We start from the raw sequence: 21,978 nt of genomic DNA, 5'->3' as shown, positions 1-21,978 counted from the left end.
GATAATGACCTTACGGTTGTCGCTATGTGCGTGTAAACTTGCTGATAATATTTACAATATCAAAAGAAAATCAAATGAATCAAGAAGAAAACTATCCGATTGGAACGCCGGGCAAAAAATGGACTGAAAAAGAAAATGTTCAGTGGTTTAAAGCACAAACGGTAACCCGTTCATATCAAGATGAAGTCGTTGAAAAGATAAGCGCATTAAAAGAAGATTTTGATGTTCTTCAGTATGGCGCATTATCGCTTGATGAAAGTCGTTATCCTTTGTATGTGATTAAAACAAAAAACTGGCAAGACAATAAAAAAACAGTTTTAGTGACTGGTGGTGTTCATGGCTATGAAACCAGTGGTGTGCAGGGGGCATTACGCTTTGCCCAAACACAAGCAAGCAAATATGCGAAACACTTTAATATTGTCGTTGCACCTTGTATCAGCCCTTGGGGTTATGAAACGGTTAACCGTTGGAATTGCAAAGCGATAGACCCTAATCGTTCTTTTTATCAAAACAGCCCAGCGCAAGAATCAGCAGCGATAATGAAGTATGTTGCCGAGCTCAACCGTGATATTTTTGTGCATATTGATTTACACGAAACGACTGACACTGATAATTCCACATTTCGGCCAGCACTTTGTGCTCGAGATGCGATAGAAGAAAAAGAATGGCAAATCCCTGATGGCTTTTATTTAGTCGCCGATAGCGTAAAGCCGGTCGCTGACTTTCAAAAAGCGATTATTGATGCCGTTGAAGAAGTTACCCATATAGCGCCCGCTGACAAAAGCGGTAAATTGATCGGTGTACCCCTTGAACAGCCTGGCGTTATTAATTATGCTGCGCGAGAGCTAGGATTATGTATGGGCTTAACCAATGCTAAATTCTTAACCACCACCGAAGTTTACCCTGACAGCCCAAAAGTTGATGATGAAAATTGCATTCTTGCGCAAGTGGCTGCTATAACGGGTGGTTTAGATTATATTTTAAAAAGTGAATAACCTGATAAAACCGAAAAATTTGCACACTAAAACATTTTCATCATGTTAAGTTCGTGCTATTTTTCTCTGACATTTAATTTTAGGAATTATTATCCATGCCAAAGGCCAGTGATATAAAGAAAAATGCTGCGGTAGAGCATAACGGAAAAGTATTTATTGTAAGAGATATAGAGCGTTCAGTTCCTCAAGGTCGTGCCGGTGGTAGTTTATACCGTATGCGTATGTACGATGTTGTCACTGGCGGTAAGATTGATGAGACGTTTAAAGACTCGGATATGCTGAACTTTGCTGACTTAAGCCGACGTCCCGCGATGTTTTCATACATCGATGGTGATGAATATGTCTTTATGGACAATGAAGATTACACGCCATACAACCTTAACAAAGAAAGTATTGCTGAAGAAGCTCTATTTATTTGTGAAGATACCTTAGGTTTATCAATTATTATTGTTGATGGTGCTGCGGTTGGTATTGATTTACCCCCGAGTGTTGAACTGGTTATAACTGAAACAGACCCATCAATTAAAGGTGGCTCAGCAACAGCTCGCACTAAGCCGGCAATTTTATCTACGGGCTTAACCGTTCAGGTGCCAGAACATATTTCAATTGGTGATAAAATCAAAGTGAATACCGAAGAACGTAAATTTATGGGACGCGCTGAGAAATAAAGTCTCGTTTACTTTATCTCCACTCTTATAAAGCCAGCACTTGCTGGCTTTATTGATCTAACCATTAGGCGAGTTGTTAGCGGTGTAACAGTTGGAATCTTTGGTTGAGAATAAGTTTTTTGGTATATTGATGTTTTGGTCGACTGAGAATTTTTGCTGTATCGCCCATCTCTACGACTTGTCCTTTGCTTAAAACCATTATCTTATCGCTAAAATGCCTAACAATACCTAAGTTATGAGAAATTAAGATATAAGCGAGTCCCATCTGTTCTTGTAAATCGAGCAACAAGTTAATCATTTGCGAGCGTAATGAAGGGTCGAGAGAAGCTAAGGCTTCATCTAATATAATCACCTGCGGTTGTAATATTATCGCCCGAGCTAATGATATGCGTTGTTTCTGACCACCAGAGAACATGTGCGGATAAAAATTCATATGTTCAGCGAGCAAGCCTACTTTTTGTAATGTTTCTCGAATTAGACAATGGCGGTCTTCTTCATTTAATTTGGTATTGATCAATAAAGGTTCATTCAGCAATTGCCCAATGGTTAAGCTTGGGTTCAATGTTGTCCCAGAGTCTTGAAATATCATCCGTACATGCTGGCATCTTTGCTTAAAGTCTCCAGGTTGTAATGTTTGGCCATTAAGTTTTATGCTACCTGTTGAAGGCAGTTCCGCACCAACCAATAATTTTGCTAAGGTTGATTTACCCGATCCGGTTTCTCCAACAATAGCTAAGGTATGGTGAGCTTGTACCTCAAATGAAATAGGTTCGAGTGCGGTAAAATATTTTTGATTAAACCATTTTCGGCCTATTCTAAACGACTTACTTAAATTATTAACCTGTAATAATATTGTCATATTAATAACTTCCCTTTAGCGAGAAGTGGCAGCTAAATTGATGGCCATGATAGTTTGTTACCTTAGGTGCTATAACACAGGCCTGTTGAGCTCTAGGGCATCTTGGGCCTAATCGGCAACCTATAGGTAAATGTTGTAAAATAGGAATACTGCCGGGTAGCGCCATCAACCGTGATTTTGCTGGCAAGCCACTATTTGATTTTGGGCTACTATCAACCAGTGCTCGAGTGTAGGGATGAAACGGTTGTTCAAATATGTGCTTGGTGGTACCCGCTTCAACAAATTGTCCGCTGTACATCACCGTAATGGTATTTGTCCAATGTGTGACATTCTCAAGGTCATGACTTATCAATAATATCGACATGTTTTTTAATTGATTTAAACTCGCTAATAGGCGAAAAATTTGGCCTTGATTAGTACTCTCCATTGCCGCGGTTGGTTCATCCGCAATGAGGAGAATAGGGCGTTTGGCGAGTGCCATGGCGATCATGACTCGCTGACATAACGCTTCATTAAGCTGATGAGGATATTTTTTTAAACAAATTTTATGTTGCTTAATACCGACTTTATGTAAGAGACTAATCGCGGTTTCTTTACGTTGTTGATTTTTTTGCCAAAAATAGCCCGTTAATTGTTCACCATCAACCGCCTCGGTAAGTTGCATCCCTATTGTCATTGTTGGGTCTAAGCACGCCATCGGCTCTTGAAATATCATCGCGACATCTTTTGAAATAATGGCTTTGCGTTCATCAACAGATAAACGCATTAAATCTTTTCCTCGCCAGTGAAACCTATCGGCGTCGACATGCCATTTTTCATCAAGTACGCCGATAATAGCTTGAGCCAATAAAGATTTTCCTGAGCCAGACTCTCCAACTAAACCACGAACTTCACCCTCTTTCATGGTTAAACTGACGCGATCAACCGCTAAAATAGGGTTAGTCGCTGATTTCAGCACAATAGACAAATTTCTGATATCGAGAAGGTTCATTAAGCTTCCTTACTGATTTTAAGGGCGTGTCTCATGCCTTCACCAACTAAATTGGTTGCCACCACGGCAAAAAGAATCGCCAAACCAGGCAGATAAACCGTCCACGGGGCAATATAGAATAAATCGATACCGTTTTTTAGCATCGCACCCCACTCTGCCATGGGAATTTGTGCGCCTAATCCAAGAAAGCCTAATGCAGCAATATCGAGTATTGCAGCAGACTGGGCTAACGTTGCTTGGCTAATTAATTTCTCTAGAATATTGGGGAAAACAGAGTGATATAAAATTCTAAATGAACTTGCGCCGTCTAATCGTGAAGCCAGTACATAGTCTTTTCTGAACTCTTGAGTAACGACATTACGGGTTATATGGACAAACTGTGGAATGAGCACGATGATAATCGCCCATAAGGTATTACTCAACCCTGGCCCCAAGATAGCAACAATAACAATGGCCAGTAACAAAGAAGGAATAGATAAAATTACATCAAGAAAATGGTTAAGAAAGCTTGATTTTATTCCTGATGTTAAAGCCGATACCGAGCCAATAACACCACCAATACCTAACGAAATAAGCACCACAACAAAACTTAAGCCAAAAGTTAGTGACGTGCCGTGCATTAAGCGAGACAACATGTCACGACCCAAATTATCGGTGCCTAATAAAAAGCTGACATTACCATCTTCGTGCCATGCTGGTGGCAGTAATAAAAAATCTAAGTGATTTTCAACGGGAGTATAAGGGGTAATAAAAGGTGCAAATAAAGCGAGAATTGTTAAGAAAATAAAACAGCTAAAACCTATCATCACTACAGGTTTTACTTTGAAATTATGCCAAAGTTGCAGTAACGGTGAAGGAAACTCTTCCTCTAAGTATATTTTATCACGCGCCATTTCGACTCTCTCTTGCTAAAGGATTAAGTGCTGCATAGATAAAATCGATGACAATATGCACAATAAAAATAAAACTAGAAAGCGCTAAAAGCCCACCTTGAATTGATGTGTGGTCACGCTGAAATATACTTTCTATTAACCATCGGCCGATGCCTGGCCAGCTAAAGATAACTTCAGTCACCATGGCAATAGTTACTAAGTTAGCAAACTGTAAGCCAACATCACGAATAACGTGCACCATAGCATTTCGTATCGCGTGATGATAAATAATTTGTTTAAAGCTTAGCCCTTTTGCTTTAGCCGCCCGTATGTATTGGCTGTCGAGCACATCCATCATTGCTGTGCGAGCTAAGCGCACAAAAATGGTCGCAGGCGCAAGGGCGATAACACACGCCGGTAGAAATATATGTGCGCTGGCATCTTGAAAAGCTTGCCATTTATAAGGACTGTCACTTAATAAAATATCTATAAACTGTATGCCAGTAACATGTTCTATTTCAAACACTAAGCTAAGCTGTCCTGCTGATGGCAACCAACCTAATTGGATAGAAAAAATAAGAATCGCTAATAAGCCTAACCAAAAAACAGGAATTGAATAACCCAGCATAGAAATAGTTAAAATAATATTGTCGGTAGCTTTACGGTGTTTAATAGCGGCAATAAAGCCAATAGGAATGCCAAAGACCATAGCAATAAAAAGTGCCACTAAGGTCAGTTCAATTGTCGCTGGTAAGAAGCGCATGATCTCGTTACTTATAGACAATTGGCTGGCCATTGAAATACCTAAGTCTCCCTGGAAAAGATGACTTACATACGCAAAGTATTGCTGAGCAATATTATTATTTGTTTGATACTGCTCAGCTAAAACGATCAACTGCTTAGGTGTCGCATTGATTTGCCCAGAAATATTGATTAACTGCTCACCAGGAAATAAAAAGCTCAAACTAAAAGACAGTAAAGTCAGTAGAAACATGGTGAAAATGAATAAGTTTAGGCGGCGTAGAGTAAATATCAGCATATTAGTTTTTACTCACCCTGCTAAAGTCGATACCACCAAAGGGAGATAATAGTTCACCCTTAACAATATTTTTCCTTGCTTGAAATCGTTTAGAGTGGGCAATGGGAATTAACGGCACTTCAGTTGAAATAATCGCTAACGCTTGGCTATAAAACTTTTTACGTTGTGCCACATTTGTTGTTTCTAATGCTCGCTGTATTAAGTTATCAAACTTTTTATGACACCAAAATGTTCTGTTATTACCACTCCTAGCCGATGAACAGCTCAACAGTGGCGTAAAAAAGTTGTCTGGGTCTGGGTGATCCGCCGACCAGCCTAATAAAACACTCTGATGCTCACCTTTTGATAGCTGTTCAAGAAAAGAGCCCATATCGAGAGAATTTTCTATTAACACATTAATACCTATTTTCTTTAAATCTGCTTGAATTAACTTCGCCATAGTAACCGCGTCTGGATTATATGCCCGTTGTACCGGTAACGCCCAGAGATTCATAGTAAAACCATTAGGAAAGCCAGCCTCAGTTAGTAATCTTTTAGCTTCAGCTAAGTCAAATGTTTGCGGTAAAGTATTCTTATCATAAGCCCAAGAGGTTGTAGGTAATAAACTATGTGCTATATCTGCTCTAGATTGATAGACAGTTTCAATAATGGCTTGCTTGTTGACGGCTAATGCAACCGCTTGACGTACTTTTACATTATTAAAAGGTGGCTTTAGGGTATTAAAACCAAGATAACCGACATTAAAAGAAGTCACCGCTTGTAGCTCTAATTCAGGTTTGCTTTTTATTTTGTTATGAGCAATGGGAAAAGCAATTACATCACATTCACCCGCTAATAATTTTGTTAATCGCCCAGTATTACTCGGTGTTATATCAAAAATAAGCTGCTCTAAAGTACTTGGCTGATCCCAGTACGTTTTATGGGGGGCATAGCGAATATAGGCGCCGGGACGATAATCTTTTAGTTTAAAGGGACCCGTGCCAATGGGTAGCGTGTCTATTTCTCGCTTAATATTTTTTAACACTAAGGTGTCAGCATATTCCTTTGATAATATGACGGCAAAGTCACTGGCAATGTTAGCCAAAATTGAACTGTCTGCGTATTTGAACTTAAAACGTATCGTATAATCATTGATTTTTTCAATACTTTCAACGACATTTGAAAAACTTACACTTTGAAAAAAAGGGTATTTTCCACCCGAAACTTGATGAAAAGGGTGCTTAGGTAATAAAATACGGTTAAAACTGAACAGTACGTCATCGGCATTAAAAAAACGTGTTGGGGTAAAATAATCGGTTTGATGAAAGGCAACATTTTTGCGTAAATAAAAAGTAATCATTTTACCGTCACGCGTCACATGCCAAGACTTTGCTAACGACGGGGCAATAGTGTTTTCTTCGCCTCTAAATGAAATTAATCGGTTATAGAGTTGATTAGACGTAGCATCAATGGTGGTACCAGAGGTAACCGTTTGCGGATTAAAACTTTCAGGAGAGCCTTCTGAGCAATAGACAATACTATGGTCACTTAATGAGGGATCATTATCAATATCACATGCCGTCACCCAACATAAAAATGGCAATGTCATTATCTTCAAAAAATGTTTTTTAACAGCGAATATCGACATATAACTCAACTACCCTTCGTCTACTGCACTTTCTAATAAGTTATACTTTTTCAAGTAACCTCTTAGTTGATGATAGGTTAATTTGAGTGCGTCGGCAGTTTTCTTTTGGTTATATTGACAATTTTCTAAAGCTGATTGAATCAAATCAATCTCATAGTCTTGAGAAAGGTCTTTTAATGATAAAGGGAAGACCAATGATTGACTAACGGGCAATTGTTGATGGATTACCTCTTGGTGTTTTTCTTCGTTTTTCTCTTTATCAACACTCGGCGCTGCCACCGATATTCTGTCTTGGGTTTTAATACGCTGAGAAGGTCGGTAAGGTGACTCAAATGGGTCAATGACTAAGTCATGCACGGGTAAATGTGGGTTATTACAACGATAAACACTACGCTCGACAACATTTTTTAATTCTCGTACGTTTCCAGGCCAATGATATTCAAGCATGGCACGTTTCGCTTTTTCAGTAAAACCACTAAAGAGCTCAAATTCTAATTCACGCGCCATGTTAATCGCAAAGCTTTCAGCTAACATCATGATGTCTTCAATACGTTCTCGAAGTGGTGGTAGGGTTATAACATCAAAAGCAAGTCGGTCAAGTAAATCTGCTCTAAATTCACCAGCATCGGCTAAGGTGGGTAAGTCTTCATTGGTTGCGGCAATTAAGCGCACATTGGTATTAATAGTTCTTGAGCCACCCACACGCTCAAACTCACCGTATTCAACGACTCTTAAGAGCTTTTCTTGAATTAAACCCGATGTATTGGCTATTTCGTCAAGAAATAGGGTGCCATTGTCCGCACGCTCAAAACGACCTTCATGGCGCTTACTCGCGCCGGTGAATGCACCACTGTCATAGCCAAATAATTCTGTTTCTAATAAATTTTCATTTAATGCCGCACAATTAAGCTTTAAATAACTTTGATCCCAACGTTTAGATAAGTAATGAAGCCGAGCCGCAATAAGCTCTTTACCTGTTCCTCTTTCTCCAATAATAAGCACAGGTTTACTCAAGGGCGCTATTTGTGAGACTTGCTCTAAAACTTCAAGAAAATTATTTGCTTGTCCAAGAAGATTATCCTTTTGGTTAAAACGCGACATTACTTGACCTAATAATTGGTTTATTTCACTAACAAATAGTGTATTTTATTAATCACCAGGTTTGAAGTGTTTTTTTTAATTATAATAACTTTATTTAAAACATGAAGTTAAGTTAATAGTAAAACTTGGCGCAAAACATGAATAAGAAATATCAGTAACATTAAATTAAATTATTGAATGAGGAAGTTGTTATGGGTATTTTTTCTAGGTTTACAGATATTATTAATTCGAATATTAACAACCTGTTAGATAAAGCAGAAGATCCTGCAAAAATGGTACGATTGATCATTCAAGAAATGGAAGATACTTTAGTTGAAGTACGTTCGTCATCGGCTAAAATTTTAGCGGATAAGAAAGATTTATCTCGTCAAGCGACTCGTTTTGAAAAAGATGAGCAACAATGGCAAGAAAAGGCTGAACTAGCCTTAAGCAAAGGTCGTGAAGATTTAGCAAGAGCGGCGCTCGTTGAAAAGAAAAAGTGTGCTGAGAATGCGCTGTCACTTTTAGATGAGTTGAACCACGTTGATGATCATATTGCTAAATTACAAAGTGAAGTTTCTCAGTTACAAGAAAAATTAGCGGATGCAAAAGCAAGACAAAAAGCAATTATCATGCGAGAAAAAACAGCGACATCTCGTTTAAAAGTTAAAAAGAATATCGATAGTGGTCGGGTTAATGACGCACTGAGCCGCTTTGACAGTTATGAACGTAAAATTGATGATATTGAATCACAAGTTGAGTCACTTGATTTAGGGAGCAAATCATTAGCAGATGAAATCTCTGATTTAGAATCTGATGAAAATATTGATGATGAATTAGCGCAATTAAAAGCTAAAATGAAATCAGATAAGAAAAACTAAATAACTCAGTTTGTATTGAATAACTTATAAGGAGAAGTACTGTGGAAGAACTTATAATGGTTCCTGTCATCATTTTTATGTTGTTAGTTGCCCCTATTTGGTTAATTTTACATTACCGAAGTAAGCGCCAGATAACCCAAGGCTTTAGTGAAGAAGAGTACAAGCAATTATCTGAACTTTCTGAATTAGCCGATAAAATGACCGATAGAATTAAAACGCTTGAAGCTATTTTAGATGCTGAAACACCTGACTGGAGAAGCAAGGTATGACAGACAAGCGCCGTGGTGAATTATACAGAAACTCGACCCAAGGAAAAATTGCTGGCGTCTGTGCTGGTCTAGCTGATTACTTTGGCTGGGAAACATGGTTAGTGCGTATTCTAGTGGTTTCGGGTGTTTTACTAGGTATGGGTTGGTTTGTCGTTATTTATATTGCTGGTTGGTTTATTTTAGATAAAAAACCAGGCACTACTGCTAAAAAACCACAACCCGCACAATCACAATATGCATCAGCTACCATGCACACAGAAGAAGAACTTTCTTCTGAGTCTATTAAGGTGAAATCGCGTATTTGGCAATCTGGAGAGCCACCTAAACAAGCTTTTCAGGATATTAGACATAAATTTAAATCCCTAGAAAGGGAAGTTCGAGCGATGGAGCATTATGTTACCTCATCTGAGTTTACTGTTTCTCGAGAAATCAATAAGTTGTGATCAACAAAAAATTTAAAAGCGGCTTTTGCCGCTTTTTTAGCTTGTTCACTTAACAAATAGTTAAGTGTACGACTTGTCTTTGTGATTAAGTGTAACCATTAAATATTAATATAACTTTCAGTAAGATAATTCATGGCATTTATAAATAAAAAAAAGCTGAATAAATTAAAGCAAAAAGCGAGTGATTTATTAAATAGAACGCTTGACCAACACGTTACTTTAGCCGTTACAGGTCTTAGTCGTAGTGGTAAAACAGCCTTTATTACTTCTTTAGTCAACCAACTCGTTAATGAAGGCAATCATTCACAACTTGGTTTTTTTAATGTTGTTCATCAAGGGCGCTTCATTGCCGCTAAACGAGTGCCTCAAAAGCATTTACACATTGGCCGTTTTGAATATGACCGAGCAATGTCAGCTTTTTCGCAAAATGAACCTACATGGCCTGAGCCGACCCATGGTATTAGTGAGATGCGACTTGCTATTCGTTATAAGCCTAAAGAGTCATTGTTGAAATATGCCAGTGATACAGCAACTTTATATCTAGATATTACTGATTATCCAGGAGAGTGGTTACTTGATTTACCGATGTTAAATCAAACGTTCGAGCAGTGGTCACAACAAACAACAGCATTATTGCTTACCGAACCTAGGTTTAAATCAGCAGAAAGCTTTATAGAAAAAGTTAATCAAATAGATCCCTTTGCCAAGGTCGATGAGCAAAGGTTGGCTGACTTATCAAAAGAATATACTGAGCTCTTATTACACTTTCGTCACGAACTCGGTTTGTCGGTTATTCAGCCCGGACGCTTTATCTTACCTGGAGAATTAGCCGATGCGCCTATCTTACAATTTTTCCCTTTCACTGCTTTTGAAAAAATGGATAAAAATGCTTATCAAAATGCCAGTGATGACTGTTTAATCGGTATGCTAAGAGCAAGATTTATTGAATATAAAGAACGTGTTGTTAAGGCTTTTTATAAAGAGCATTTTGTTAACTTCGATAGACAAATTGTATTAGCAGACTGCTTAACCCCCTTAAATAACGGCCCTGAGAGTTTTGCTGATTTGAAAACAGCGATGACCATGATCATGGAAAGCTTTAGCTATGGTCAAAGTAGTTTGTTTTCTCGTTTGTTTGCGCCAAAAATTGATAAGTTATTATTTGCTGCAACCAAAGCTGACCATGTTACGCCAGAGCAACACCATAACTTAGTCAGATTACTCGACCAGCTTGTTTATCAGACTAAACATCAGTTAAATTATGACGTTATTGAAATGAAAACACTGGCGCTAGCTTCTGTTAAAACGACACAAGCAGGAACGAGTCGTTACCAGGGACAATACATTCCTGTGCTTCGCGGCAAACGCTCTGAAAATGGAGAGCTAATTACGGTTTTTCCAGGTGCGGTGCCGAGTAAATTACCCGAACAAGATTATTGGCAGCAAGAGACGTTTAATTTTATTAGCTTTGCTCCAATGGAGCCGATTGGACAACATGAATGCCTACCACACCTGCGTATGGATCAAGTGATGCAGTTTTTACTCGGTGATAAAATGAAATGATCGACCTTGATGCATTAGCCGCAAAGCAAAGTGCTTACCAGCCATCGATACGCATGGACCAAGTGATGCAGTTTTTACTTGGTGATAAAATGAAATGATCGACCTTGATAAATTAGCCGCAAAGCAAAGTGCTTACCAGCCATCGATACGCATGGACCAATTAATGCAGTTTTTACTTGGCGATAAAATGAAATGATCAACCTTGATAAATATAAGAATGAAGCAAGTAATACCATTTTGCTTGGAGATAAAATAGATGAATGAACTCGAAGAAAAATATCAACAGCAAATTCTTTTTGAAAATGATGAGTTAACTATAAAGAAAAGTCATTTACCTTCAAATGGCCAACAAGTTATTGTCGGTAATGACGATTGGCGGGCATCAGAAGACTTATCGTTAATTAAGCAAGGGTATTTAAATGATGATAACCCACAGGAAAAAACAAAGCCTCGTTGGTTATGGCGGGTTATAGGCACTGTTTTTGCTGGCGTTGTTATGGTAGAAACCTTTACATTTTTTCAACAAGGCTTTGCCCAATCTCCTATTTTAGCTGGTATGTATGGTGTTCTGCTCTTTGGTTTGTCAGTTATTATTGGTTCAACGGCAATACGAGAGTATTCAGCATTAAGACAATTTAAACGCCAGCAAAGTACACAAGCAAAAGCGAAAGATATATTAGCAACCGATTTAGCTTCCCCTCGACATATTGACGCAAAAGCCTTATGTGAAAGCATTTCAGCAAATTTACCTTGTGATTTGATGTCTGAGCATGAAAAAAGCTGGCACTCGTTGGTCAAAGAGGAATACAGCGATGAAGAGTTACTGCAATTATATTCCCGTGAAGTGCTCTCAAAAGTTGACGAAAAAGCATTGGATGAGGTAGCTAAGTTCTCAACAGAAGCCGTAGTATTAGTTGCTTTAAGCCCTATTGCACTTGTTGATATGATGCTAATGTTTTGGCGAAACTTACGGATGATTGACAAAGTTGCCGCCCTTTATGGTTTAAAAATTGGCTACTGGAGTCGAATAAAATTAATTAAACAAGTTTTTGTTAATATGGCTTATGCCGGTGCGAGTGAGTTAGTCATTGATTTAGGAGCTGACTTGGTTGGTGCTGAGCTATTAGGTAAGTTATCTGCGCGCATGGCACAAGGGCTTGGTGCGGGTATGTTAACGTCACGCTTGGGTATTCAAACTATTAAGCTTTGTCGACCCATTCCTTTTGAAGAAAACACCCCTAAAATCGCTCAAGTGAGGAAAAAAATACTTAGCCAGGTCAAAAAATTATTAATAAGGTAGTTTTATTTCTTATGGGGCTTAAATAAGTTGTTTTTATCTTATTGATTTTATTTGTTATTGTTTTTACATTTACATTTTTGTAATTTTTTCTATACGCTATTATTGTCTGGTTAAATAATAGTCAGTTAGCGTTTTGTATTTTTCCCGTCAAGCTTGTTTTATTATCAGTGAAGAACATGACTCACTCATTGGTGAGTGAATAATGATAAAAATTAAAATAAGGTAATATCATGGGGATGGCGACGAAGTATATTTCGCGAGTTGCTGATGAAAATGGTCACATTCATTGGTCAGATGAAGAAAATAGCGTTTGGCAGGAATTGATCACTCGTCAATTAAAATGTGTTGAAAACAAAGCGTGTGACGAATATAAATTTGGCTCAAAATTATTAAATTTACCACATGACCGAATTCCACAGTTGGCAGAAGTTAGTAAAGTACTTAAAGAAACAACAGGTTGGCAGTGCGAGCCTGTACCGGCATTAATTGGTTTTGGTGCGTTTTTTAAGTTGTTATCAGAAAAAAAATTCCCAGTAGCTACTTTTATCCGCAGCCGAGAAGAGTTTGATTATCTGCAAGAACCTGATATTTTTCATGAAATATTTGGTCATTGTCCTTTATTAACCAATAAGTCGTTTGCTGATTACACTGAGGCTTATGGAAAAATGGGTCTTAATGCGACTAAAGAGCAAAGAGTATTTTTAGCTCGTTTATATTGGTTTACCGTCGAGTTTGGTTTATTAGATACCCCTGAGGGGATTAAAGTTTATGGCGGTGGTATTTTGTCTTCACCGAGCGAAACCATTCACGCGACTGAAAGCGATATTGTTGAACGTGAAAAACTTAACATACTTGACGTATTAAGAACGCCATATCGAATAGATGTTATGCAGCCTATTTATTATATGCTGAATAAAGTAAGTGATTTAGATGATTTAAGAAAATATGAAGTCGCTGATATTATGGAGTTGGTTGAGCAAGCACAAGCCTTAGGCTTACACCCAGCGAAGTTTCCAGCAAAAGAAATTAATAATGTGAGTTAAGGAAAAATAATGACTGAGCAATTATCTGTACAAAAATGTGAAGCATGCCAAGTTGGTGCGCCACAAGTGAGTGATGAAGAGTTACCGGCACTATTATCACAAATACCAGACTGGATCCCTGAAGTGCGTGACGGGGTTATGATGCTTGAACGTGAGTATAAGTTTAAAAACTATAAATTATCATGGGCATTTGCAAATAAAGTCTCTGCATTAGCCGAAGAAGAATTCCATCATCCAGCGATTTTATTAGAGTGGGGCAAAGTAAAAATTACTTGGTGGACACATGCTATTAAAGGGCTACACCGTAATGATTTTATTTGTGCAGCAAAAACTGACAAACTTTTGTAATATTTGCTTACATTAGATAATAGCAGCCTCCTACCTCAGGGGGCTTTTTTTTGTTGTACAAATTAGTTTACAATACCAAACAGGAATACTTGGCTATTAAGGTAAGGTAAATGCGTTTAGAAATTGTTTGTTGCGATCGAGTCGGCATTGCCCGAGAAGTATTAGAAATATTTGTTGAACATGAAATCAATTTACGTGGCATCGAACTAAAGCAGCCCGGCGAAATTTTTATCAACATACCTGACTTAGAATTTAGCCAATTACAAACTTTTATGCCGCGTTTACGTTTAATTGAAGGCGTAAATGATGTAAAAACAACACCTTTTATGCCCTCTGAACGTGAGCGTAATGAGCTCTCCACGCTCATTAAAACTTTTCCTGATCCCTTTATATCTATTGATGCAAAAGGTGATATCCGTATTGTAAATACCGTAGCTGCCGGTATTATGGGCTGTAAAGATCATGAAATTATTGGCGATAATGTTGGCAATTGGTTAAAAGGCTTTAATTTTAATCGCTGGTTAGATGCCGATGAAGTCCTTGCTCAAACGCGTCGCTTAAAGTTTCAAGATGATGACTTTGTGGCTGATATCATGCCTATCCATGTGACCGATCAAAGCGGTATCCCCGTTTTAGCGGGTGCGGTATTAATTTTAAAATCAGAAGCACGTTTAGGCCAACAAATAAGTGCCTTTAAACAAGCGAATGAAAATAATTTTGCCGGTATACAAGCAAGTAGTGGCTCGATGCGTAAAGTTATTCGTGAAGCAAAACGCATGGCACTCCTTGACTCTTCAATGCTCATTGTCGGTGAAACGGGCACGGGCAAAGAACTTTTAGCTCATGCTTGTCACGCTGCGAGTGATCGCAGTAACAAACCTTTTATGACTTTAAGCTGTGCAGCATTACCTGATGACGATGCAGAAACAGAACTTTTTGGTGCGGGTTCAAAAGGCGAGAATAAAGCTAAGCGGGGTTTATTTGAATCAGCAGACGGTGGCACCATATTTCTAGATGAAGTGGGGGAGATGTCACCTAAATTACAAACTAAAGTGCTGCGTGTCATTCAAGATGGTACTTTTCGTCGCGTCAATGACGAGAAAGAGATAAGGGTCAATGTCAGGATCATTAGCTCAACCAACTGTGACCTGCTTAGCATGGTTTCTACCGGCGATTTTAGAGAAGACCTTTACTACCGCTTAAATGTACTTGGACTAAATATACCTTCATTGCGTGACCGACGTTCGGATATTATTCCTCTAGCTGAATTTTTTATTGTTAAATTTGGTCAACGTATTGGTAAAACGATTATCACTATGTCAGATGACTGTCGTGATTTTATCGAACATTATCCTTGGCCTGGTAATGTTCGTCAGCTCGAAAATGTATTAATTCGTGCGGTATCATTAATGGAAGGCAGTATTGTGATGACCTCTCATCTGCAATTACCTGCATATACACGTGAACATGGTTATCTAGAAAAGGAATTTGAAGGAACTTTAGATGCTGCGGTTAAAAGTTTTGAAGCTGATTTACTTAGAAAACTATACCCGGCTTATCCAAGTACTCGACAATTAGCAAAAAAACTAGGATTAAGTCATACCGCCATTGCAAATAAATTACGTGAATATGACATCAATAAAAAAACTGTTAAAATTTAAATAATTAATACAGATAACAAATAGAGATATAAAATGAAACTTTTTGGTTATTGGCGTTCGTCCGCTGCATATCGAGTAAGAATTGCTTTGCACTTGAAAAACATTGATTGTGAATCTGTACCCGTTCATTTAGTTAACAATGGCGGTGAACAGCACAGTGCAGCTTATATTGCACTTAATCCAACCCATTTAGTTCCAACGTTAATTGATGAGACAGTTGATGGCGACTTAGTGCTAAATCAAAGTATGGCAATACTTGATTACCTTGATAATAAATACCCTCAACCACAGCTCTATCCCGTAAGTATTTATGCTAAAGCACAAGTGCAAGCACTCGCCTTAGATATCGCTTGTGAAGTACACCCGGTAACTAACTTACGAGTACAACAATATCTCGTCAATACACTAGGTGCTGAAGATGGAGATAAATTAGCTTGGAGTCATCATTGGATGAGCATTGGTTTTGCTGCCTTTGAAGAAAAACTACAAAAGGTATCAGGAAAATACTGCTATGGTGACGATGTCACTATTGCTGATCTTTGCCTTGTTCCACAAGTTTACAATGCAAATCGTTTTAAAGTAGATATGTCAGCATTTCCGCTTATTAATGCCATCGTTGAGCGTTGTAACCAGTTACCCGCTTTTATAAAAGCATTACCAGAAAATCAAGACGATGCTATTTTATAATTGTTAAGTAATAATATAAAAAGATAAAACTCAATTTCAGATAAAAGTTATTTTAGATCACGTATTTCCCTTGCAACTTAGATGAAAACGGGTTGCAATGGTTATTCATCATGCATCCTTTAGATAAATTGAATATTAGGTACCTATGGAAGATCAAGCGCAAAAAGGTAAACAGACCTCTTGGGGCATTATTGCCGTTATTATTGCTATCGTGATAGCCGCCTTAGTTTGGTTATATATGTCATCGACAACCGAACAAGAAGTTGTTGAGTTAGCGCCAGTGGCCATCGTTAAGGCTGTAACTCCGCCCGAGCCTATAGTAGAGCCGATATTAGCTGAAGAAGAAGTTTTTCCTTTAGTGGTGACAGAGCCCCTTGTTGCTATTGCGCCTGAACCGATATTACCGACCTTAAATGAAAGTGATGTTTGGTTACAAGAAAAGCTACCAAGTTTTACTTGGCGTAAAGAACTGTTAAAGTTGGTCATTGATAAAGATATGATCCGCCGTTTTGTGGTATTTACTGATAATTTTGCACAAGGTAATCTTGCTTACGCTCATAGCCCGTTAATTAAACCTAATGCTAAATTTTTAGCAAATGAGGTTAACAACGGTGCAAGTAGTGATTGGAAGTGGGATGAGTCAGCAACACGACGTTTTACACTTTATGTTGATTTACTGCGTTCATTTGACAGTGAAACACTGGTGCAGTCTTACTTTGAAATGAAGCCTTTGATTGATCAAGCTTATGCAGAGCTAGGCTATCCAGACGACAACTTTACTGAAGTGTTGCATGATGCTATTACCAAGGTCTTGGATATGGAAATTCCAAAAGAATCATTAGACTTAGTTCGCCCCAGTGTGATGTTTCGCTACAAAGATGAAAAAATAGAAGCCCTTGATGCTGCCGATAAACTGTTATTACGTTTAGGTAAAGAAAACCTATTGGTGATTAAATCAGTCTTATTAGAAATTAATGAACGGTTGGCGCGCGAACGTCCATAATCTAAAGATAATCTAAAGGTTATTTTAGCTATACACCTACTAGTATGGTTAAAAAAACAGCGAACGATTTTATTTATATAACTAGCGCTTGCATCAAGCTAAATCTTTAGCCATAATTCGCGCCGTTGAAGTGAGAACGACAACTATCTATGGTGACCCTTTCGGTCCCCTCGCAATGATACTCTGTGAACTCGGCCAGATCCGGAAGGAAGCAACCGCAGCAGACGACTCATGTGCCGAGGTGTGGCTGCTAGGGTTGCCACCCAATACTTCCATAGGCTCTACAGCCCATATTTAACAAGCTATTCATCTCGGTTCAATCAATTAGTATCACAGCCAGTATCACAGTTACAACTAATTTGAACACCTATTCACTCCATCATCACCATTTGAATGACACCAATAAACCTCCATCATCACTATCAGTGAAACTATTAATGATACTACTGTTAATGTTGATGATGTTCGTCGTGGGTCACTGGTTAAGCTTATCGGTGGGAAATATTAACCATCATCATGATTTTCCCAACTATCACCAGCATCATCAAAGATTGACCTTCCTTGACCCAAATCATCAACAGTTAAACCTTGAGACTTCAATATCTCAAGCTTCCGAAGACGCTTAGCTAAAATAGTTTCTGGCAGTCGTGAGCGTTGATGAATCTTATTCAATAACGGCAACATACTCTTGAACGTGTTATGCAATGGGTGTGATGGCGGTGGTATTTGTCTAGTCATGATGAAGTTCCTTTATTCTGGTTAATAGTTTTGATAGTAATGCGCTTTGGCTGACTTTATAGGTTTCTGATGTCGACTTTAGCCAATGTGCCAACTCTGGCGGAAGCGAATATGCTTTAACTATTTTTTTCATTGTTACCCCCAATTGTGCTGCAATTGAAAAATACAGCTAACATATCTGCCAACAACAAATTGCCACTATCATTCGACTGACTTGCTCTCAAACTTTTGTACTTTCTTTTAAAAAGTTCCTTTCCAAGTTTTCGGCTGTCGAATGATGAATTAGCAATAGCTTGATTAAACGCCGCAACCAACTCACCATCACTAACAGCTTGTATACTTGAACCAACTAGTCCGCCACCAGTGCAGACCACTCGCATCAAAAAATCCTCTAGTTTATTCATATATATTCTCTTTCTTATGGTTTTGTTATTAACACTATTTATAAAATTAATTTCCCAAGAAAACTTAATAGTAAAGTTAATAACCTTTTTTAATGGAATAAATAGAAGAAAACCAATCAGGAGAAATCACATGAAAAATACAACCAACAAACACATCAGCCTATTCCAAACAAGCGCATTCAAAGTCAAGAATATAAATGAATTTTTACAGCAACCAAGTGTCATGATTATCTGTAACGCTATGAATAATGCTGGCATACCATTTAATATAGGAGCTAATTTCGTATCTTTTGGGTTGCTATCGACATCACTTCACCATTCAATCTTTGATGATAAAACTCTAATCACAGAAGACACCATCATTGAATTACTGGAATTAATTGAAGCGGATATCATGGAAGGTAATACTTGCTCTGTTACCTACATATCCTCCAAAGAAGGTATAAATGTAAATTGCTATCAGATGCAAATCGAAAACAATGAAACGACGGGTAGATTTGTAGGTATTGATAGGGGAAATGTCTTTAGCACAATCGAAGGTGACACCATAACAGGCGTATCTCCACCGAACTAGGAACCCAATAATTAACTTATACATAACGACAAAAACAGAGCCCCAAGGCCCCTCGATTGCAAATAGCAGCACTTTCGGTTATAATACCACCTGAAGTGTTGCGCCCCTTTCGAATTTCATCGAACCTTATCTCACTCCAAAAACTACAATCATCAAACCAAAATTACTAGCCACATAGCTCTGTACAGCCTCCGTGTGCTCGTTACTTTCTGGTTTTTGATGGTCTATTAAAAATTATAAAATGGAGTCAACTATGACCAAACACACCCAAAAACCCATCAAGAGCACCGTAACACCGAATAATCCAATAAAAAACGTATACTTAACAGAAGGACTAGTGTTCCCTGATAGAGAAGCATCATCAATCAATGACGAAGCACCACGAACCCCCGTTACAACCAAGCAATCAAAGTCCAAATACCTAACGGAAGGGGTGATTTTTCCTGATACCAAGCGCCAATCATCGGAAATAAAGCACACCACCACCCTCACAACCCAACCAGATGCAAAGGTGGCATCACCAAAAACACCAAAACCTACAACTGCAATTTACCTCACCGATTGCATAGAGTTTTAGTTCGACTTCATTGCTGCGACAACAACCAATACACCCTTCGTATTCAGTGGTCACCAAGGTTTTCACTTGCCACAGCACACCTCTCACCAAATATAACAAGAAGCATTCAAATGCCTATATTTCAAAAAACATTCATAACCCTATCGGTTTACGATAAAATTAAATCTACAAGAATGGCACATTACGTTGATAACGTTGAGTTCCATGACCTATTCACTTTAATTGAAAGATTATGTGATAAATCAATAAAGACGACACCAGAAGATATTGATGAACTAAAGCTCACGGGCTCACCCAGCTACTCGGCAGGCGTATCGGTCACTGATACCGCCGCAAGGCGTGGTAAAGCATCAACCTTGAGCCAATCATGTATTGTACTCGACTATGATGGTGATGATACCGTTGACGTTCAAGCCATTATCGACGAGCTTACCCAGCTTAACATTGCCTCAATCATCTATGAGTCATGGTCAAGCAAGGAAGGTAATCGTTTTCGTATTATCATCCCGTTTGGTTTTGAAGTGATTAATCATGCATTTAAAGTTCAAGCTACGAACTACATCATCAACCAGCTATCGTTTGGTGATTATGTTGATGATTGCTCGTTCAAGTGGTATCAGTTGATGCTACCACCCATGTACCATTTGCACACAAAACCACGAGCATGGTTTGTTCGTGGTGAGCCGTTATCTTCTTGCATGGATGAAATTGATAAGGTGAAGTTTGAAACCCAGCACTCACAGGATGCCGTGATTGCATCAACACAAGGCATGATGGTGTATGAGTTACCACAAGCTGTATTGACCAAATCGGATGAACTATTCAATCTTCAAGTTAACAACCTGCACAAACCATTGATATTTAATTCCCGCGTGAATGAGTCGCTTCGCTATAGGCGCAACAGTAAGGACAATGGTGCTGGTTGCTACATCATGAATGAAGGCCGCGCAATTAAGGATAATAAACTTAATAAGCAAGGTCAGCGTGATTATAAGCGACTGCTATTTTCACCCAAAGAGTACCAGCAAGCACTGGCGCACCAACCTATCGCATGGAAGGACTGGGCAAAATCAATAGAAGATAAACTACGAAACTTGATACGGAATGGCTTTGACTTCAAAGCCATTATGCACACCAATGCGGGTCGAGGTAAAAGCCGATTACTACAACGATTTGCACAGGGCGACCCAAACACCCAGCGTTACGTGTTTAACTTCCACACCAATAAAAATATGCAATCCTTCATTAAAAACTGCACCAAACTCGGTGTTGAACTGCAAGTTATCTATGGCAATGCTGAATTGGTTAAAAAGCACCGAGACTTTAGTGATGATGAACTTATTGCTATCACTCGTACATTCAGTAAGGCTTATGACAAGCAATCGTCACCCAAGATTAGGAAACAAAGCTTCAAAACCATCATTACATCACTACCGTTTCTAAAAGATGATACTGATAACTTAATGGAAAAATTTCAGCAAAATCGTGATGCGATTAATGACACTAGTAAACACTTGGTGATGAGCACCGCCAAGTTCAAAGCATTGGTTGAATATGGTTTTGATAGCAGATTGTTTGTCAAAGATGTTATTTTTCAAGATGAAATGACGCTGGGTGAGTTCACGCTTACCAAGGATGCCGCGGTCAACGTATGGGGTAAGCCAAGGCACATACCTGATAATGAAACACCACATTACGTACAGTACATCAAACGACTACGGATGTGCTTCTTAACGGCTGAACTTGCACCTGTACTAGAGATGAAGCACCAAGACTACCAACCAACCATCATTTGTGAGCCGCACCATGAGTATGAGCCGAACTTGGAGGTGTTGATGGTGCAAAAGACCAATAATGATAAAACTCACGGAAAATCCGCCAGAGAAAGACTAACAGAGCAAGCATCAGATTACTTTGATGCGGTCATTGTTGATGGTGTTGGTCATGATGATAATCATGTTAGCAGTAAAGGTCGTAATAATCTCAATGTTGATAAGCTATGTGTCATTATCTCTGACCCACACCCCAAGCGCATTGCATTAGCGATGGCAAGTACAGGTCTTGATGAAGATGAGGCGCATGTACTATTGATGTCAGATACAGCAAACCAATCGGTGGGGCGTAATACAGGCTATCGTCACAGTGGTAATCAACAGTGCTTACTCATCATGCAGCATAATCGTTGGTTAGCTATGCATAACATCACATCGAACGTGTACCGCTACTCATCATGGATTGCCGCCAGTCGTGGTGCAAAGTTATCGGATAAAGCCAAACAACGTGCATTGTTCGGTGATTTCTTTGATACGTTAGCCGCCTAATCTGATTATCAAGTACCAACCCAGTTTAACCACAT

General features: G+C 38.6%; 25 protein-coding genes and 1 other RNA gene. 18 read left to right on the top strand and 8 right to left on the bottom strand.

The features are described 5' to 3' along the window. Positions 1 to 74 precede the first annotated feature (74 nt). Positions 75 to 995 carry a M14 family metallopeptidase gene (locus A3Q34_RS03630; protein WP_070374112.1) on the top strand — a complete coding sequence of 307 codons (921 nt, stop codon included), beginning with the start codon at positions 75 to 77 and terminating at the stop codon, positions 993 to 995. A gap of 95 nt (positions 996 to 1,090) precedes the next feature. Next, positions 1,091 to 1,663 (top strand): elongation factor P-like protein EfpL, encoded by a 573-nt coding sequence (efpL, locus tag A3Q34_RS03625; RefSeq protein WP_070374111.1) that lies wholly within the window; start codon positions 1,091 to 1,093, stop codon positions 1,661 to 1,663. A gap of 76 nt (positions 1,664 to 1,739) precedes the next feature. On the opposite strand, the gene A3Q34_RS03620 is transcribed toward efpL, so the two are convergent. The 6 genes from A3Q34_RS03620 to pspF are packed head-to-tail and all read right to left on the bottom strand — an operon-like array spanning position 1,740 to position 8,152. Further along, the gene (locus tag A3Q34_RS03620; RefSeq protein WP_070374110.1) at positions 1,740 to 2,522 is read right to left on the bottom strand and encodes a peptide ABC transporter ATP-binding protein; all 783 of its coding nucleotides are present in this window, start codon (positions 2,520 to 2,522) and stop codon (positions 1,740 to 1,742) included. Between the two features lies 1 nt (position 2,523). After that, positions 2,524 to 3,513 (bottom strand): peptide ABC transporter ATP-binding protein, encoded by a 990-nt coding sequence (locus A3Q34_RS03615; RefSeq protein ID WP_070374109.1) that lies wholly within the window; start codon positions 3,511 to 3,513, stop codon positions 2,524 to 2,526. Continuing rightward, entirely contained in the window at positions 3,513 to 4,406 is an 894-nt protein-coding gene (locus tag A3Q34_RS03610; protein WP_070374108.1) for an ABC transporter permease subunit, read from the bottom strand. The genes A3Q34_RS03615 and A3Q34_RS03610 overlap by 1 nt, the downstream gene beginning before the upstream one ends. Then, entirely contained in the window at positions 4,396 to 5,424 is a 1,029-nt protein-coding gene (locus tag A3Q34_RS03605; protein ID WP_070374107.1) for an ABC transporter permease, read from the bottom strand. The genes A3Q34_RS03610 and A3Q34_RS03605 overlap by 11 nt, the downstream gene beginning before the upstream one ends. 1 nt (position 5,425) lies before the next feature. Further along, on the bottom strand, positions 5,426 to 7,051 hold the full coding sequence (locus A3Q34_RS03600; RefSeq protein WP_070374106.1) for an ABC transporter substrate-binding protein: 1,626 nt from the start codon (positions 7,049 to 7,051) through the stop codon (positions 5,426 to 5,428). A 9-nt stretch (positions 7,052 to 7,060) separates the two neighbouring features. Then, a complete protein-coding gene (pspF, locus tag A3Q34_RS03595) occupies positions 7,061 to 8,152 on the bottom strand; it encodes a phage shock protein operon transcriptional activator (protein ID WP_070374105.1) in 1,092 nt (363 codons plus the stop codon). A 191-nt stretch (positions 8,153 to 8,343) separates the two neighbouring features. On the opposite strand from pspF, the gene pspA reads away from it, so the two are divergent. From pspA to ffs, 13 genes are all read left to right on the top strand, one after another. Next, a complete protein-coding gene (gene pspA / locus A3Q34_RS03590; RefSeq protein ID WP_070374104.1) occupies positions 8,344 to 9,012 on the top strand; it encodes a phage shock protein PspA in 669 nt (222 codons plus the stop codon). 56 nt (positions 9,013 to 9,068) lie between these two features. Further along, positions 9,069 to 9,281, top strand: a complete 213-nt coding sequence (gene pspB / locus A3Q34_RS03585; protein ID WP_070376993.1) for an envelope stress response membrane protein PspB — start codon at positions 9,069 to 9,071, stop codon at positions 9,279 to 9,281. Continuing rightward, positions 9,278 to 9,724, top strand: a complete 447-nt coding sequence (pspC, locus tag A3Q34_RS03580; protein WP_070374103.1) for an envelope stress response membrane protein PspC — start codon at positions 9,278 to 9,280, stop codon at positions 9,722 to 9,724. The genes pspB and pspC overlap by 4 nt, the downstream gene beginning before the upstream one ends. 132 nt (positions 9,725 to 9,856) lie before the next feature. Beyond that, positions 9,857 to 11,287, top strand: coding sequence for a YcjX family protein (locus A3Q34_RS03575; RefSeq protein ID WP_197517651.1), 1,431 nt, complete (start codon positions 9,857 to 9,859; stop codon positions 11,285 to 11,287). Continuing rightward, on the top strand, positions 11,284 to 11,385 hold the full coding sequence (locus tag A3Q34_RS20845) for a YcjX family protein (RefSeq protein ID WP_231907420.1): 102 nt from the start codon (positions 11,284 to 11,286) through the stop codon (positions 11,383 to 11,385). The genes A3Q34_RS03575 and A3Q34_RS20845 overlap by 4 nt, the downstream gene beginning before the upstream one ends. After that, complete coding sequence (locus A3Q34_RS20840; RefSeq protein WP_231907419.1) at positions 11,382 to 11,483, top strand: YcjX family protein; 102 nt, start codon at positions 11,382 to 11,384, stop codon at positions 11,481 to 11,483. The genes A3Q34_RS20845 and A3Q34_RS20840 overlap by 4 nt, the downstream gene beginning before the upstream one ends. A gap of 60 nt (positions 11,484 to 11,543) precedes the next feature. Then, positions 11,544 to 12,587, top strand: a complete 1,044-nt coding sequence (locus tag A3Q34_RS03570) for a YcjF family protein (RefSeq protein WP_070374102.1) — start codon at positions 11,544 to 11,546, stop codon at positions 12,585 to 12,587. Positions 12,588 to 12,817: 230 nt separating this feature from the next. Continuing rightward, positions 12,818 to 13,630, top strand: a complete 813-nt coding sequence (gene phhA / locus A3Q34_RS03565; RefSeq protein WP_070374101.1) for a phenylalanine 4-monooxygenase — start codon at positions 12,818 to 12,820, stop codon at positions 13,628 to 13,630. Positions 13,631 to 13,639: 9 nt separating this feature from the next. Beyond that, complete coding sequence (locus A3Q34_RS03560) at positions 13,640 to 13,978, top strand: 4a-hydroxytetrahydrobiopterin dehydratase (RefSeq protein WP_070374100.1); 339 nt, start codon at positions 13,640 to 13,642, stop codon at positions 13,976 to 13,978. Positions 13,979 to 14,088: 110 nt separating this feature from the next. Next, complete coding sequence (gene tyrR / locus A3Q34_RS03555) at positions 14,089 to 15,639, top strand: transcriptional regulator TyrR (protein ID WP_070374099.1); 1,551 nt, start codon at positions 14,089 to 14,091, stop codon at positions 15,637 to 15,639. Between the two features lie 33 nt (positions 15,640 to 15,672). Continuing rightward, positions 15,673 to 16,326, top strand: coding sequence for a maleylacetoacetate isomerase (gene maiA / locus A3Q34_RS03550; RefSeq protein WP_070374098.1), 654 nt, complete (start codon positions 15,673 to 15,675; stop codon positions 16,324 to 16,326). A gap of 145 nt (positions 16,327 to 16,471) precedes the next feature. Continuing rightward, the gene (locus A3Q34_RS03545) at positions 16,472 to 17,329 is read left to right on the top strand and encodes a DUF3014 domain-containing protein (protein WP_070374097.1); all 858 of its coding nucleotides are present in this window, start codon (positions 16,472 to 16,474) and stop codon (positions 17,327 to 17,329) included. A gap of 159 nt (positions 17,330 to 17,488) precedes the next feature. After that, positions 17,489 to 17,585, top strand: an RNA gene (gene ffs, locus A3Q34_RS03540) — signal recognition particle sRNA small type. A gap of 248 nt (positions 17,586 to 17,833) precedes the next feature. On the opposite strand, the gene A3Q34_RS03535 is transcribed toward ffs, so the two are convergent. Together A3Q34_RS03535 and A3Q34_RS03530 are read right to left on the bottom strand one after the other, a co-directional pair. Then, positions 17,834 to 18,067: a hypothetical protein gene (locus A3Q34_RS03535; RefSeq protein WP_070374096.1), complete on the bottom strand. Its 234-nt coding sequence runs from the start codon at positions 18,065 to 18,067 to the stop codon at positions 17,834 to 17,836. A 116-nt stretch (positions 18,068 to 18,183) separates the two neighbouring features. Then, positions 18,184 to 18,471, bottom strand: a complete 288-nt coding sequence (locus tag A3Q34_RS03530) for a hypothetical protein (protein WP_070374095.1) — start codon at positions 18,469 to 18,471, stop codon at positions 18,184 to 18,186. A gap of 130 nt (positions 18,472 to 18,601) precedes the next feature. On the opposite strand from A3Q34_RS03530, the gene A3Q34_RS03525 reads away from it, so the two are divergent. From A3Q34_RS03525 to A3Q34_RS03515, 3 genes are all read left to right on the top strand, one after another. Next, positions 18,602 to 19,045 carry a hypothetical protein gene (locus A3Q34_RS03525; RefSeq protein WP_070374094.1) on the top strand — a complete coding sequence of 148 codons (444 nt, stop codon included), beginning with the start codon at positions 18,602 to 18,604 and terminating at the stop codon, positions 19,043 to 19,045. A 253-nt stretch (positions 19,046 to 19,298) separates the two neighbouring features. Next, on the top strand, positions 19,299 to 19,622 hold the full coding sequence (locus tag A3Q34_RS03520; RefSeq protein WP_070374093.1) for a hypothetical protein: 324 nt from the start codon (positions 19,299 to 19,301) through the stop codon (positions 19,620 to 19,622). Between the two features lie 110 nt (positions 19,623 to 19,732). Further along, a complete protein-coding gene (locus tag A3Q34_RS03515; protein ID WP_070374092.1) occupies positions 19,733 to 21,943 on the top strand; it encodes a hypothetical protein in 2,211 nt (736 codons plus the stop codon). The last annotated feature ends 35 nt before the right edge of the window (positions 21,944 to 21,978 follow it).

It is taken from the genome of Colwellia sp. PAMC 20917 (genome assembly GCF_001767295.1).
GTDB lineage: Bacteria > Pseudomonadota > Gammaproteobacteria > Enterobacterales > Alteromonadaceae > Colwellia_A.
Note: the sequence above shows the minus strand (reverse complement) of the source record. Positions and strands in the feature narration are given on the sequence as shown.